General features: G+C 66.7%; 14 protein-coding genes. 11 read left to right on the top strand and 3 right to left on the bottom strand.

All coding sequences use genetic code 11. The features are described 5' to 3' along the window. Nucleotides 1-598, top strand: a 598-nt coding sequence (locus tag VMI09_16320; GenBank protein HTQ26254.1) for a VOC family protein, incomplete at its 5' end; no start/stop codon positions are given. 122 nt (nt 599-720) lie between these two features. Beyond that, nucleotides 721-1,587 (top strand): DUF1223 domain-containing protein, encoded by an 867-nt coding sequence (locus tag VMI09_16315; GenBank protein ID HTQ26253.1) that lies wholly within the window; start codon nt 721-723, stop codon nt 1,585-1,587. A 22-nt stretch (nt 1,588-1,609) separates the two neighbouring features. Here the strand turns inward: VMI09_16315 and glmS are convergent, their stop codons facing one another. Genes glmS through VMI09_16300 form a run of 3 tightly spaced genes read right to left on the bottom strand, consistent with a single transcriptional unit; the run spans nt 1,610 to nt 5,230 of the window. Then, on the bottom strand, nt 1,610-3,442 hold the full coding sequence (gene glmS, locus VMI09_16310; protein HTQ26252.1) for a glutamine--fructose-6-phosphate transaminase (isomerizing): 1,833 nt from the start codon (nt 3,440-3,442) through the stop codon (nt 1,610-1,612). Nucleotides 3,443-3,497: 55 nt separating this feature from the next. After that, complete coding sequence (gene glmU / locus VMI09_16305; GenBank protein ID HTQ26251.1) at nt 3,498-4,925, bottom strand: bifunctional UDP-N-acetylglucosamine diphosphorylase/glucosamine-1-phosphate N-acetyltransferase GlmU; 1,428 nt, start codon at nt 4,923-4,925, stop codon at nt 3,498-3,500. Continuing rightward, entirely contained in the window at nt 4,922-5,230 is a 309-nt protein-coding gene (locus tag VMI09_16300) for a hypothetical protein (GenBank protein ID HTQ26250.1), read from the bottom strand. The genes glmU and VMI09_16300 overlap by 4 nt, the downstream gene beginning before the upstream one ends. A gap of 83 nt (nt 5,231-5,313) precedes the next feature. On the opposite strand from VMI09_16300, the gene VMI09_16295 reads away from it, so the two are divergent. From VMI09_16295 to VMI09_16255, 9 genes are all read left to right on the top strand, one after another. Beyond that, on the top strand, nt 5,314-6,216 hold the full coding sequence (locus VMI09_16295; protein HTQ26249.1) for a tyrosine-type recombinase/integrase: 903 nt from the start codon (nt 5,314-5,316) through the stop codon (nt 6,214-6,216). Next, on the top strand, nt 6,203-6,757 hold the full coding sequence (hslV, locus tag VMI09_16290; GenBank protein HTQ26248.1) for an ATP-dependent protease subunit HslV: 555 nt from the start codon (nt 6,203-6,205) through the stop codon (nt 6,755-6,757). Before VMI09_16295 ends, hslV begins: the two co-directional genes overlap by 14 nt. 71 nt (nt 6,758-6,828) lie before the next feature. After that, nucleotides 6,829-8,193 carry an ATP-dependent protease ATPase subunit HslU gene (hslU, locus tag VMI09_16285; protein HTQ26247.1) on the top strand — a complete coding sequence of 455 codons (1,365 nt, stop codon included), beginning with the start codon at nt 6,829-6,831 and terminating at the stop codon, nt 8,191-8,193. A 106-nt stretch (nt 8,194-8,299) separates the two neighbouring features. Further along, entirely contained in the window at nt 8,300-9,181 is an 882-nt protein-coding gene (argB, locus tag VMI09_16280) for an acetylglutamate kinase (protein HTQ26246.1), read from the top strand. A gap of 126 nt (nt 9,182-9,307) precedes the next feature. Next, nucleotides 9,308-10,513: an acetylornithine transaminase gene (locus VMI09_16275; GenBank protein ID HTQ26245.1), complete on the top strand. Its 1,206-nt coding sequence runs from the start codon at nt 9,308-9,310 to the stop codon at nt 10,511-10,513. Between the two features lie 2 nt (nt 10,514-10,515). Continuing rightward, nucleotides 10,516-11,526: an ornithine carbamoyltransferase gene (gene argF / locus VMI09_16270; GenBank protein HTQ26244.1), complete on the top strand. Its 1,011-nt coding sequence runs from the start codon at nt 10,516-10,518 to the stop codon at nt 11,524-11,526. A 31-nt stretch (nt 11,527-11,557) separates the two neighbouring features. Further along, complete coding sequence (locus VMI09_16265) at nt 11,558-12,790, top strand: argininosuccinate synthase (protein ID HTQ26243.1); 1,233 nt, start codon at nt 11,558-11,560, stop codon at nt 12,788-12,790. 223 nt (nt 12,791-13,013) lie between these two features. Then, the gene (argH, locus tag VMI09_16260; protein ID HTQ26242.1) at nt 13,014-14,462 is read left to right on the top strand and encodes an argininosuccinate lyase; all 1,449 of its coding nucleotides are present in this window, start codon (nt 13,014-13,016) and stop codon (nt 14,460-14,462) included. Further along, nucleotides 14,462-14,977 (top strand): hypothetical protein, encoded by a 516-nt coding sequence (locus VMI09_16255; protein HTQ26241.1) that lies wholly within the window; start codon nt 14,462-14,464, stop codon nt 14,975-14,977. The genes argH and VMI09_16255 overlap by 1 nt, the downstream gene beginning before the upstream one ends. The last annotated feature ends 97 nt before the right edge of the window (nt 14,978-15,074 follow it).

The following is a 15,074-nucleotide window of genomic DNA, read 5'->3' as shown; positions in this document are numbered from 1 at the left end:
GGAGAAGGAGGTGGTGGGCAGAAGCGTGGGTTCGATCAACCCAGACCCGTGGCCCGATGACATCAAGGGCGCGGGCGCGATTCATCTCGATCACTGCCTGCTGGTCGCCAAGATCGAACCGTCGATGGGGATCAACCAGGTCGCCGACAACTGCCGCTTCTTTACCGAAGCGCTCGGCTTTCAATTGACCGAGCAGGTGCTGGTCGGTCCGGGCAACAGCATCCAGGCCGGCGCCTTTCTCTCCTGCTCGAGCAAGCCGCACGACATCGCTTTCGTGGGCGGTCCGCGGCCGGGGTTTCATCACTTCGCCTTCTACCTGGACAGCTGGAACGACGTCCTGCGCGCGGCCGACGTCATGTCCAAGCATCGGGTCAAAATCGATACCGGGCCAACCCGCCACGGCATCACGCGCGGCGCGACGATCTATTTCTTCGATCCCTCGGGAAATCGCAACGAGACCTTCGCCGGGCTGGGCTACTTCGTGACCCGCGACATGCCCGTTATCACGTGGACCGAGGAGCACCTCGGGGCGGCGATCTTCTATCACGGCCGCCAGATAAATCCCGACTTCACCAACGTATATACCGACGCGACCTGAGACGTCCGGGCCACATATCCGTCGCGAGCAGCCCCGGCCAATTCCGACAGGCTCTCGTGACCGCTATGACAGCTACGCCGGCTGACCTGGTGGGTCTTCGATCCGGGAACTTACAGGCTCGGATGGGGGTTCATATTGCGAAGCCGATGGAGCCGCAAGCCCTGAAATCGCGATGGACCAGGCTCGGCACGTACTGCGTTGTGCTGCTGGCCCTGATGAGCGGCGCGCTCCTGCCGGACGGCGGCGCCGCTTTAGCCCAGAGCGGCAAGGCCGACGAGGACGCTCCGGTGGTCCTGGAACTGTTCACGTCCGAAGGATGCTCGAGCTGCCCGCCGGCCGACGAACTGCTCAGCCGGATCGGCGCCTTGACCCCCGGCGTGATCCCGCTCGCGTATCACGTCGATTACTGGAACAGCCTCGGATGGTCGGATCCGCTGTCATCGAACCAGTGGACGATGCGCCAGGTCGAGTACGTCCGCGCGATGCAACTCCGCGGCTCGTACACGCCGCAAATCGTGGTCAACGGCAGATGGCAGTGCATCGGCTCGAACCCCAACGGAATCACGCGCTTGATCGACGCCGCCCGCGCGACGCCGCCGCCCGCCGTGGTCACGGTGCACGCGATGCTGCTCGCCGCAGGCTCCCGCAAGCTCAACCTGAGCGTGAGCGCGCACGTCGTGCGCACGGCGGGAGACAAGTCGCTAATCGTTCTGGTCGCGATCTATGAGAACGGACTGATGGCGACCATCGACGGCGGCGAAAACAGCGGCCACCGGATCAAGTATGACTATACGGTGAGAAAGGTCATTCCCGCTTTCGAACTGAATCCGACGGCCGGCTCGGCGCTGGAGAACGAACTCAGCGTCAACCTCGATCGGTCATGGCGGCTGGACCATCTCGGCGTCGCCGCATTCATCCAGGATGAGACTTCGCTCGCGATCGAGGGCGGCGCGACGCAATATCCACTAGGCAAACCCGCAAACCAATAGCGCGAGACCGCGCCGCGCGCCGCTATTCGACCGTCACCGATTTGGCCAGGTTGCGCGGCTGATCGACGTCCGTGCCGCGATAGACCGCGATATGGTACGCGAGCAACTGTAGCGGAACCGTCGTCAGCACCGGCATCAGCATCCGATGCGTCGTGGGAATTTCGATAATTTCCCACGCGACCTCTGCGAGTTCGGGCGTGGGACGATCGGTGATGGCGATGATGCGTCCGTTGCGCGATTCGACCTCGCGCAGGTTGGAAAGGGTTTTTTCGTAAACGCTGTCGAACGGGATGATCACCACCACCGGCATCTCATCGTCGATGAGCGCGATCGGGCCGTGCTTCATCTCGCCCGCCGAATAGCCTTCGGCGTGGATGTAGGAAATCTCCTTGAGCTTGAGCGCACCTTCGAGCGCGACCGGGTAGTTGATACCGCGGCCTAGATAGAGAAAGTCGCGCGCCTTGCCGTACTTGCGCGCCACGCGTTCGATCTGGCGCTCGCGCTTTTCCAGCACTTCCTTGATTTGCGCCGGGATCGCCAGCGCCGGCTGCAGCATCGCGTTGACTTCGCGCTCGCTGAGCCGGCCGAGACGCGCCGCGAGATGAATCGCGAACAGGTAAAAGGCCTCGATCTGAGTCAGGAAGCACTTGGTCGTGGTGACGCTGATTTCGGGGCCGCAGCGGGTGTAAAGCTGCGCATCCGCCTTGCGCGCGATCGAGGAGTCCACGGTATTGGTGATCGCGAGCAGATGGCATCCGCGCCGGCGTCCTTCTTCCATCGCGGCCAGCGTGTCGGCGGTCTCGCCCGACTGCGACACCGCGATCATCATCGTACGCGCGTCGATCGGCGGCTGGCGGTAGCGGAATTCGGCCGAGTAATCGACCTCGGCCGGCACGCCGCAGAGCTCCTCGATCATGAATTTGCCGATGAGCGAGGAGATCCACGAAGCGCCCGCGCTCACCATCACGATTCGCCCGATCGATCCCGGCCCCGCTGCCGGCCAAAGCTCGCTCTCGAAGCGCACCGCGCTGGAGCCCGCCGCTGCGCGCCCGCTTAGGGTGTCGATCCAGGCCTGCGGCTGCTCGGCGATCTCCTTGCGCAGGTAATGCTGAAAGCCGCCCTTGGTCGCGGCCACCGCGTCCCATTCGATCAGCCGCGGTGCGCGTTCGATCGCCGCGCCGTCGAAGGTCATCAGGCGCACGCCCTTGGCGCTCAGCTCGGCCAGCTCGCCGTCCTCGAGCACGATCGTGCGCCGCGTATGGCCCAGGATCGCCGGAATATCGGAGGCGACGAAGTTCTCGCCGTCGCCGAGGCCAAGCACCAGCGGCGTCGCGGTCTTGGCGGCGACCAGCTTGTCGGGCTCGGTCTCGGACAGGACGACGATCGAGAACGATCCGCGCAATTCGAGCACGGTCTGGCGCACCGCCTCGGTCAGCCCCACACCGGCGCGCACCCGTTCTTCGATAAGATGTGAGATGAGTTCGGTATCGGTCTCGGAGCTGAGCTTGTGGCCGCGCTCGATCAATGCGGCGCGCAGCTCGACGTAGTTCTCGACGATACCGTTATGAATTACCGCGACCGGTCCCGCCTTGTGCGGATGGGCGTTGCCCTCCGAGGGCCGGCCGTGCGTGGCCCATCGGGTATGGCCGATCCCGACCGTTCCCTTAAGCGGCGCGCCTTCGAGCGCGCGGCGCAGGTTCTCGAGTTTGCCGACCGCGCGGCGGATTTCCATCCCCTCGCCGCTGATCGTCGCCACGCCGGCCGAATCGTAGCCGCGATATTCCAGCCGCTCGAGGGCGCCGAGCAGAATCGGGACCGCTTCGGAAGGCCCCACGTATCCGATAATTCCGCACATCGAGGTTCAGCCCTTTCTCAGCCCTTATTAGTCTGCCGGGCCGGGCGGCGCGGCGCTAGTCCGAGCCTTTGGCGTCTGCGCGCCCGCTATGCCGGCGGCGCCAGTCGGCGGTCCATCCAGGCTTTATCTTCTGCGGATGATGCGACACGCAGAGCGCTCCGTCAGGAACCTCGCGCAAGATCGTCGTGCCCGAGGCCACGTAAACGTCGTCGCCAACGCTCACCGGCGCAACCAGCTGCGTGTCGCATCCGATCATGCAGCGGCTGCCGATCCGGGTGCGATGCTTGTCGTAGCCATCGTAGTTGACCGTGATCACGCCGCATCCGATGTTGGTCTCGCGACCTATTTCGGTGTCGCCGAGGTAGCTCAGATGGCTCGCCTTGGTGCCCTCGCCGAGCCGCGCCTTCTTGGTCTCGACGAAGTTGCCGATGCGGTTGTGACCTTCGAGCTCGGTGCCCGTGCGCAGATTGGCGAAGGGGCCGATTTCGCAATGCGGCCCGATGCGGCATTCCTCGGCGCGCACGCCGAGCTTCAGATGGCATCCGTCGCCGATCTCGACATCGCGCAGATACGCCGTGCCTTCGATCCGCACGCCCTCGCCGAGCTTGCTGCGGCCGAGAATCTGGACATTGGGGCCGACCGTCGAGTCGCGGCCGATTTCGACCTCCTCGCCGATATAGGCGGTCGCCGGATCGACGATCGTCACTCCTGCATCCATCAGTTTGCGGTTAACCGCCGCCCTGATCTCCGCTTCCATCTCTGCCAGCTCCTTCAGCGAATTTATCCCGGCGAACTCGGATGCGGCGGGCGCGCGCCACGCGCGTACCGCCGCTCCGCCGCGGCGCGCAATTCCCACCAGGTCGGTAAGATAGTATTCGCCCTGCGCATTGTTTGGGCGCAACTCGCTCAGCGCGGCGCGCAGCGCGGCAGCCCGCGCGAGATAAACGCCCGTGTTGATCTCCCGAATCGCAAGCTCGGCGGGCGACGCGTCGCGCGCCTCCACTATCGCCGCGACCGCACCAGTATCGTCGCGCACGACGCGGCCGTAAGCACCCGCGTCGTCCATCGTCGCGCTGATGAACGATACGGCGGCGCCCGAGCGGCGATGCTCGGCGATAAACGCCTGCAGCGTGGGCGGCCGGATCATCGGCATGTCGCCGTAAAGAATCAGCACGTCGCCGACGAAATCCGGCGCGAAAGCCTCAAGGCCGCAGCGCGCCGCGTCGCCCGTGCCGCGCTGCGCGGGCTGGAGCGCAGTCTCGACGCGCAGACCCCTAATAGAATCGCGCGCGGCCGCCGCGACCGCGTCGCCCTGATGGCCGACGACGACCACCAGCGGCGAAGCGCCCAGCGGCGCAAGCGAGCGCATCACCCGCGTAATCATCGGCTCGCCGCCAAGCTCATGCAGGACCTTGGCCCGCGCCGAGCGCATGCGAGTGCCGAGCCCGGCGGCGAGCACGATCGCTCCCGGAGCGTCCGTCATGATTTCTTCTTTTTGAAGAGCGCGTCGAGCTCGGCACGCGCGTCACGCTCGGGCGGGCGCGGCGCGGCGGCGGCGGCGCGCTTCTCGCCCCCGGCAGCGGCGGGCCCGAAGTATTCGCAGAAGTTCGACCGTTCCTTCTCCACTACCCGCTCCGCCATCGTCTCGCGGCACTGATTGTTGTAGCCGGGGTCGTAAAACAAGCAATTGCGGCATGCGTGCAGTGGCCGGTCGCATCGCTCGCAATGCGCGTGGAATCCGACCCGCTCGACGGTCTCGATCCGATGTCCGCAACTCCAGCAGTTCATCGCCCGGCAGCCCGTGGTTTTTGCGTGCGCTTTTGCGCTTTGCGCCTGCTTGATAGCATAGCGTTTGAATTGGACGCGAGTCGATGCAGGCAGAAATAGAGTCATTCGCGGCGGCGCTGGGCAAAGCCGCGCGCGCGGCCGTCAACACGGTCTCGAGCTACCGCCGGGACTTGTGCGACTTCCGTCGATTTCTGCTCGAACGCGGGGCCGCGCTCGATTCTGGCGGCGCGGAAGTCGACCCCGACGCGATCACCACCGATCATATTCGCGGCTATCTTTCCGAAGCGATGAAGACGCTCGGCCGCGCCACCGTCCAGCGCCGCCTCTTCGCGATCAAGGCGTTCTTCCGCTGGCGCGAAACGATGGCCGGGGCGGCGAGTCCCGCGCGCTCGCTCCGCTCGCCGCGCACTCAGCGCCGGCTGCCGGCGATCCTGCCCGAAGACGACGTCCGCCGGCTCATCGAAGCCGACGCCGAGGAATCGTCGCCGGCGGCGCTCCGTGACCGCGCGATCCTGGAGACGCTCTACTCCTCGGGCCTGCGCGTGAGCGAACTGGTCGGCCTCAACTGGCGCGATATCGACGACGACGTCGGGATGGTGCTGGTGCGCTCGGGCAAGGGCAACAAGGATCGGATGGTGCCGATCGGCGAGCCCGCGCTTGACGCGCTCAAGGCGTGGCGGCGCGCGATGCCGGTGGCGTGGGAACTCGACGGGCCCGTGATCACCAATTTGCGCGGCGGGCGGCTGACGACGCGCGCGGTCGAAAACATCCTCGCGCAGCGCATCGTGGCGGCGGGCCTTGGCGCGTCAATCACGCCGCACGGATTGCGTCATTGCTTCGCCACCCACATGCTTAATTCGGGCGCCGACCTGCGCTCGATCCAGGAGATGCTCGGCCACGCGAGCCTCGCCACCACGCAGCGCTACACCCACGTCAGCGTCAATCGTTTGCGAGAGGTTTACCGCCGTGCCCATCCGCGCGCCTGAATACGACACCGCCATCCACGGCACGACCATCCTATGCGTGCGCAACGCGGGCCACGTTGTGGTTGCGGGCGACGGCCAGGTCAGCGTCGGCCAGACCATCATGAAGCACGGGGCGCGCAAGGTACGCCGGCTGCACGACGACAAGGTGCTGTCGGGCTTCGCCGGCTCGACCGCCGACGCGCTGACGCTGTTCGAGAAATTCGAGGGCAAGCTTCAGGCGTTCAACGGCAACCTGCGCCGCGCTGCGGTCGAGATGGCCAAGGACTGGCGCACCGACCGCGTGTTGCGGCGGCTGGAGGCGATGCTGATCGTCGCCGACCGCGAAAGCTCGCTTTTGCTCTCGGGGCTGGGCGACGTGATCGAGCCGGACGACGGGATCCTGGCGATCGGATCGGGCGGCAACTATGCGCTCGCGGCGGCGCGCGCGCTGGTGCGCCACGCCCCGGCGATGAGCGCGCGTGAAATTGCCGAGGGCGCGATGCGCGTGGCCGCGGAGATCTGCGTGTACACCAACGATCGGTTTATAATTGAAGAGCTGTAGAGAGCCGGCGCCGCCGGCGCGGCCCAGCCGGAGCTGCGCGCGGAGAAGGCGGCGGCCATGTTGAAGGAGCAATGGCAAGTTCGCACGTGATGACGCCGCGGGAAATCGTCTCCGAGCTCGACCGCTATATCGTCGGCCAGCACGACGCCAAGCGCGCCGTCGCGATCGCCCTGCGCAACCGCTGGCGGCGACAAAATGTTGCGCCCGAGCTGCGCGACGAAATCGCGCCCAAGAATATCCTGATGATCGGCCCAACCGGCGTCGGCAAGACCGAGATCGCGCGCCGCCTCGCGCGTCTCGCGCAAGCCCCGTTCGTCAAGGTCGAGGCCTCGCGCTACACCGAGGTCGGCTACGTCGGGCGTGACGTCGAATCGATGATCCGTGACCTCGCCGAAATCGCGGTCAAGATGGTCCGCGAGGAGGAGCGCGCGAGGGTCGCGATCCAGGCCCGCGACGCCGCCGAGGAGCGCCTGCTCGACATCCTTTATCCGCCGCCCGCCAAGGTTCGCCGCGCGGTCGGGATCGCACCCGACGCCGGCGACGCCGCCGGCGATTCGCACGCCGATACACGCGAGAAACTCCGCAAACTCCTGCGCCAGGGCAATCTCGACGATCGCGAGGTCGAGGTCGAAACCAGCGCGCAGGCCTCGCCGATGGTCGAAGTGCTCGCACCGCAGGGGATGGAGGAGATGGGCACGAACATGCGCGAGCTGCTGGGCCAGTTCATGCCCAAGAAGTCCAAGCGGCAGAAGGTCAAGGTGCCGCAGGCGCTCGAGCTGCTGACCCAGGAGGAGGCCGCGCGCCTGGTTGACATGGAGAAGGTCGCGCAGGAAGCGATCAACCGCGCCGAGCAGTCGGGGATCGTCTTTATCGACGAGATCGACAAGATTGCCGGCCGCGAGGCCCACGGCCCCGACGTCTCGCGCGAAGGAGTGCAGCGCGACCTCCTGCCGATCGTCGAGGGCTCGACCGTCAATACCAAGTACGGCGCGATTCGCACCGACCACGTCCTGTTCGTCGCCTCGGGCGCCTTCCATACCTCCAAGCCCTCCGACCTGATTCCCGAGTTCCAGGGCCGGTTTCCGATTCGGGTCGAGCTGCGCGCGCTCACCCGCGACGACTTCATCCGCATCCTGACCGAGCCCGAGAACGCGCTGACCCGCCAGTACGTGGCCTTGATGGCGACCGAGAACGTGCATCTGACCTTCACCGCCGACGCGGTGGCGGCGCTGGCCGAGATCGCGGCCGAGGTCAACTCGCGCTCGGAGAATATCGGCGCGCGCCGCCTCCATACCGTGCTCGAACGCCTGCTCGAGGAGTTGTCGTTCAGTGCGCCCGAGCTGAACGAGCGCACGGTCACGGTTGACAGCGACTACGTTCATCGGCGGCTCGACCCGATCGTCAAAAACGAGGACCTGTCGCGCTACATTTTGTAGCGCCGTCGTATAGCATTGACGGCTCAGCCGGTGCGCGGGCGGGCGCGGCGATGCGCCGCCCGACGCGGCGCGATGCGCCGGCTGTCCGGCGGCGGAGAAGGAGACGGTGCAGGATCCAATCACAAGTGCGTCGGTACTGGTCGAGGCGCTGCCCTACATCCAGCGCTTTCGCGGCAAGACCCTGGTAATCAAATACGGCGGCCACGCGATGGAAGCGGCCGATCTGCGTGAGAGCTTCGCCCAGGACGTCGTGCTGCTGAAGGCGGTCGGTATTAATCCCATCGTGGTCCACGGCGGCGGCCCGCAAATCAACCATCTCATCGAACGCCTCGGGCTCACCTCGAAATTCGTGCGCGGGATGCGGGTGACCGATGAGCCGACGATGGAAGCGGTCGAGATGGTGCTGCAGCGGCTCAACAAGGAGATCGTCGCTCTCATCTCGCGCCACGGCTGCCGCGCGGTCGGGCTTTCGGGCAAGGACGGCGACCTGATCGTCGCGCGCCGGCTCGAGATGACCGTCGCCGATGAAACCGGCGCGCCGGCCAAGGTCGATATCGGCCTGGTGGGCGAAGTCGCGGAAGTCAATCCGCAGGTGCTGCGTACACTCGAGACCGCCGGCTTCGTCCCGGTGATCGCGCCGGTCGGCCACGGCCGCGACGGCCTGACCTACAACATCAACGCCGACGTAGCCGCCGGCGACCTCGCGGCCGCGCTCGGCGCGGAAAAGCTCATCCTGCTGACCGACGTCGAGGGCGTGAAGGGCAAGGACGGCAAACTCATCCCGACGCTTACGGTTTCCGAGGCCAAGAAACTGATCGCGGCGGGCGCGATAAGCGACGGCATGATCCCCAAGGTTGAATGCTGCGTCGCGGCGCTTAAGGGCGGCGTCGGCAAGACCCACGTGCTCGACGGGCGCACGCGCCATGCGATCCTGCTCGAGATTTTCACCGAGGCGGGGGTCGGTACCGAGGTCGTGGCGGACAGGTAAAACCGGCGCGGGGCGAGCATTCTGCGCCGCCATGTGGCATACAGCTTGGATGGCCCCCGGCGCGATCCGCGCGCCCGACGTGCGGCCGCGGCGTCGCGGGGCCCTTTTTGGACAGGAAGGATCACGATGAACAACGCTGAAATCGTCGACCTCGCCCATCAGAATCTCATGAACACTTACGGGTGCGTGCCGCTCGCTTTCGTGCGCGGCACCGGCGCCTATCTCTACGACGCCGACGGCAACCGCTACCTCGATTTTTTCTGCGGTCTCGCCGTAACTTCGCTCGGCCACTCGCATCCGCGTGTCGTGCGCGCGATCAAAGAACAGGCCGAAAAGCTGACCCACGTCTCCAACGTGTTCCACACCGAACCGATGGCGCGGCTGGCGGCGCGGCTGTGCGGCCATTTCGGCGACGGGCGGGTGTTCTTTTGCAATTCGGGCGCGGAGGCGAACGAAGCCGCGCTCAAGCTCGCGCGCCGCTGGGGTCACGATCGCGGCGCCGGCCGCTTCGAGGTGGTTTCCACGCTCGGCTCGTTTCACGGCCGCACCTTCGGCACGCTCAGCGCAACCGGCCAGGAGAAATACCATATCGGCTTCCAGCCGCTGCTGCCGGGCTTCCGCCTCGTCCCCTACGATGACGTGGACGCTCTGGACAAGGCCATCCGCGACGAAACGGTCGCGATCCTGCTCGAGCCGATCCAGGGCGAGGGCGGCGTGGTCACGCCGCGCCCCGACTATCTGAAGCGCGTGCGCGACCTCTGCGACCGGCGCAAAATTCTCTTGATCCTCGACGAGGTGCAGACCGGGATCGGACGCACAGGCAAGCTCTTTGCCTGGCAGCATGCCGGGGTAAAGCCGGACATCATGACGCTGGCCAAGGCGCTCGGCGGTGGGTTGCCGATCGGCGCGATGATCGCAAAAAGCCTGGTCGCGCAGAGCCTCACCCCCGGCAGTCACGGCTCGACCTTCGGCGGCAATCCGGTCTCCTGCGCCGCGGCGGGCGCCGTGCTGGACACGCTCGAGCAGGACGGCGCGCTCGAGAACGCGGCCGGCGTCGGCAGCTACATGCTCGAACGCCTGCGCGCGTTCGCCAAAGGCTGCCCGCGAGTGGCCGAAGTGCGCGGGCTCGGCATGATGATCGGTATCGTGCTTCGCGGCGAGGCCAAGAGCGCGGCCGAGGCGTGCATACGCGAGCGGCTGCTGGTCAACGCCACGGCGGAGAACGTGCTGCGGCTTTTGCCGCCGCTCATGCTTACGCGCGACGAGGCCGACGCCGGGCTCAAGATAATCGAGCGCGCGCTCTCGGCCGCGGCGCCTGGGGCCGCGCAATGAACGTGGCCAGGGCATCGCGCCAGTCCGCGCGCTCCCCCGTCGCGCCGCGCAATCGGAGCCCGCAGCGCACCAAGCGCGACCTGCTTGACCTCGCCTCGCTTAGCCCCGACGAACTGGCGCGGGTGCTGGCGCTGGCGGGGCGGCTCAAGGCCGAACTCCGCGCGGGCCTCGAGCATCCTTATCTCCGCGGCCGCACGCTCGCGATGATCTTCCAGAAGCCCTCGCTGCGCACGCGGATCACCTTCGAGACCGGGATGGCGCAGCTCGGCGGCCACGCTATCTATCTTGCCCCGCAGGACATCGGGATCGGCGAGCGCGAGTCGGTCAAGGACGTGGCGCGCAATCTGTCGCGCTGGGTCGATCTCATCATGATTCGTACCTTCGCCCACGAGATATGCGTCGAGCTCGCTCTGGAAGCCACCGTGCCGGTGATCAACGGGCTCACCGACCTGCTCCATCCCTGCCAGCTGCTGGCCGATCTGCTGACCCTGCGCGAACGCTTCGGCGATCTGGGCAAGCTTGCCGTCGCCTACATCGGCGACGGCTTCAATCTCGCGCAGAGCTGGATCGAGGCGGCTGCGCTCGCCGGCTTCGAGCTGCGCCTGGGATGCCCGCGCGGCTATGAACCGCAGCGCGAATTCGTCGAGCGGATGCTCCGCGGCAAGTTCGGCATCCTTACACACGATCCGGTCGAGGCGGTCCGCGGCGCCGACGTCGTCTATACCGACACTTGGACGTCGATGGGCCAGGAGAAAGAGGCGGCGCAGCGCCGGCGCGATTTCAAGGCCTTCCAGGTCAATCGCGATCTCATGGCGCACGCGCGCCGCGGCGCGTTCGTGATGCATTGTCTGCCGGCCCATCGCGGCGAGGAGATCACCGACGACGTGCTCGACGGTCCGCGCTCGCTCGTGCTCGACCAGGCCGAAAACCGCCTGCACGCGCAAAAGGCCGTGATGGTCTGGCTGCTGCGGCCTGCGATAATCGGCGCCGTCGCCGTCCCCGGCGCTACTTAAGGCGCGGGCGCGAATGCCTTAAGATGGCGGCGTGGCTACCGCGGAAATAAAAAAACTGGTGCTCGCCTATTCGGGCGGCCTCGACACCTCGGTCATCCTGCGCTGGGTACGCGATTTCTACGGCTGCGAGGTTGTCGCCTACTGCGCCGACGTCGGCCAGGCCGAGGAGACCACCGGCCTGGAGCAGAAAGCGCTCGCGACCGGCGCGAGCAAGCTCTACCTCGAGGACCTGCGCGAAGAGTTCGCCCGCGACTTCGTCTTTCCGATGATGCGCGCCAATGCAGTCTACGAAAGCTACTACTTGCTCGGCACGTCGATCGCGCGTCCGGTGATCGCCAAGCGCCAGGTCGAAATCGCGCGCACCGAGGGGGCCGACGCCGTCGGCCACGGCGCCACCGGCAAAGGCAACGACCAGGTGCGCTTCGAGTTCACCTTCGCGCGCCTCGCGCCCGACCTGAAAGTGGTCGCGCCGTGGCGCCATCCGCAATGGCCGTTTCGCGGCCGCGCCGACATGCTCGCCTACGCCGCCGAGAAAAAAATTCCCGTTCCGGTCACCGCCGAGAACCCCTACTCGATGGACCGCAACCTCGTGCACATCAGCTACGAGGGCGGCATCCTCGAAGACCCATGGCGTGAACCCTACGACGACATGTTCCGGCTCACCGTCGCGCCGCAGAGTGCGCCCGACGCGCCCGAGTACGTCGAGATCGAATATGCGGGCGGCGACCCTGTCGCGATAAACGCCAAGCGGCTTTCGCCGGCCGCGCTGATCGAGCAGGCCAACGCGATCGCGGGAAAACACGGGATCGGCCGCGTTGACCTGGTCGAAAACCGTTACGTCGGCATTAAATCGCGCGGGGTTTACGAAAGCCCGGGCACCACGATACTGCTCCACGCCCATCGCGCGGTCGAACAACTCGCGCTCGACCGCGAGACCCTCCATCTGCGCGACTCGCTGGTGCCGCGCTACGCCGAGATGGTGTACAACGGCCAGTGGTTCGCGCCCGAACGCGAGGCGATGCAGGCGCTGGTCGATCGCGCGCAGCAGAGCGTGACCGGCGTCGCCCGGCTAAAGCTGTTCAAGGGCAGTGTCTCGATCGCCGGGCGCAAGTCGCCCAACTCTCTGTATGACCCGACGCTAGCGAGTTTCGACGAGGCCGGCGGCTACCGGCAGGCCGACGCCGACGGTTTTATCCGGCTCAACTCGATGCGCCTGCGCGCACTGGCGCGCCTGGGCCGCCGCAAAGCCGAGGGCAGCCAGTAACCCGCGCGATGCCATGGGCAAGGTGATTCAGTTCAGGCCCTCGCGGCCGACGCCCCGGCTGGTACCGCGTCCGGGCCAGAAGTGCCCCAGGTGCAATCACAAGATGGACGTTCACATCACCCATCCCAACGGCGTGACGAGTTGCGCGGCGCGCGGATGCTTCTGCCGGATCGCCGCCCCGCGAACCTGACCCGCATCGTGCATCGGGATCTCCGCACTGAAAGTGAAAAAAACCAGCCGACCAAAGCCTATCGCCGCCAGGCTATCCAATAGGGCTACCGCCGGCGTCGCCGCCAAAACGCCGCGGGGCTCCGGCGGGCTGATTCGCGGCCGGTTCGCGCGCGCGCGCCTGCCTGAGGTCGAAGCCTTCACCGCCTCGCTGCCGTTTGACCGCCGCCTGTATCGCCATGATGTCCGCGGATCGATCGCGCACGCGCGGATGCTCGCGCGGACGGGCCTGTTGCGGCGCGCCGAGGCCGCGAAGATCGTCGCGGGGCTCCGCGCGATCGAACGCGAGATCGATTCCGGCCGCTTCCACTTCGCGCTGGCGGATGAGGACATTCATCTCGCGATCGAGCGCCGCCTGACCGAGCGCATCGGCGCGCCGGCGCGCAAGCTCCATACCGCGCGCTCGCGCAACGACCAGGTCGCGCTCGACTTGAGGCTCTATCTCCGCGACGAACTGGCCGAGATGATCGAGCTTGTCGGTGGACTGCGCCGCACATTGATCGCGCTCGCCCGCCGCCATCTCGGCACCGTGATGCCCGGCTACACCCATCTGCAGCGCGCGCAGCCGGTCACGCTCGCGCATCACCTCGCCGCCTACGTCGAGATGCTTGGGCGCGACCGCGAGCGTTTCGCCCAGGCGCTCGAGCGCACTGCGGTGATGCCGCTTGGGGCGGGTGCGCTCGCCGGCACGACGCTGCCGATCGACCGCCATCTGGCCGCGCGCGAGCTCGGCTTCGAGCGAATCAGCGAGAACAGCCTCGATGCGGTCTCGGACCGCGACTTCGTGGTCGATTTTCTCGCCGCCGCTGCGCTCGCGGCCGTGCATCTGTCGCGGATGGCCGAGGAGATTATCCTCTGGAGCAGCGCCGAGTTCGGCTTCGTTGCCCTGCCCGACGAATTTTCCACCGGCAGCTCGATGATGCCGCACAAGAAGAATCCCGACCTGCTCGAGCTGATCCGCGCAAAGAGCGGCCGCGTGATCGGCGACCTGATGGCGATGCTGACGGTGCTAAAGGGCCTGCCGCTCGCGTATAATTCCGATCTGCAGGAAGACAAGGAGCGCGTCTTTGACGCGCTCGATACGTTGAAGCCGGCGCTGCGGCTGCTCGCGCTGCTGTGGCCGCGGCTGCGCTTCGATGCGGCGGCAATGCATGCGGCAGCTGGCGGCTTTGCGCTCGCGACCGACCTTGCCGAGTACCTGGTGCGCCGTGGCGTGGCTTTCCGCCGCGCGCACGAGATCGTCGGCGCGCTGGTGCGCGAGGCGTCCGCCGCTGGCCACACGCTCGAGGAGTACACGCTCGCGGACTTGCGGCGCCACGCCTCCGCGTTCGGCGCCGACGCTTTGCGCGGCCTGAGCGCTGCGGGCAGCGTTAACGCGCGCAACCTGCCCGGCGGCCCTGCGGCGGCGGCGATGCGCCGATATTTGAGGAGAGTCGAAGACTGATGAAGCGGTGGCGGATTCTGACCGCGGCGGTAATCGCGATTGCACTAGCGTCCGGATGCGGGGCGAAGAGCCGCCCGGTCGCGCCTGAGCTGGTCCATCCGGATCGCGTCAACGATCTTTCGGCCAAATCCGATCCCAAGGGTATCAAGCTGACCTGGAGCCGGCCGATGAAATATAGCGGCGGCAAGGCGCTGAAGGATCTCGCGGGCTTCCGCCTGCTGCGCTCGGAAGGCGACGGCTCGCTCACCGACCTCGCCGAGTTGCCGATTACCGACCAGGAACGCTTTCAAAAAGTGCGCCGCTTCGCATATATCGACACCACCGCGCAAATCGGCCACAGCTATCGCTACACGATGATCGCCGAGACCGCCGACGGCTACCAGAGCGACCCCTCCAACGTCGCCATGGGTACGCGCACGACGCCCACGCCGCCGGTCACGCCCGAGAATTTTAAATTGCCGGCGCCCGCGCCGCTCCCCGGCATGACGGCGCCGCCGGCGGCGACGACGCACTAAACCGCCGCGCCGAAGAGCCGCGCGCCTCGTTTATCGATTCGGTGCGGCTGTGATAGAAACGATGGCTGCCCCGGCCGCGCGCGCATTAGGCCCCGCG

It is taken from the genome of Candidatus Binataceae bacterium, from assembly GCA_035500095.1.
In the GTDB taxonomy this organism is placed as follows: Bacteria; Desulfobacterota; Binatia; order Binatales; family Binataceae; genus JAKAVN01.
Note: the sequence above shows the minus strand (reverse complement) of the source record. Positions and strands in the feature narration are given on the sequence as shown.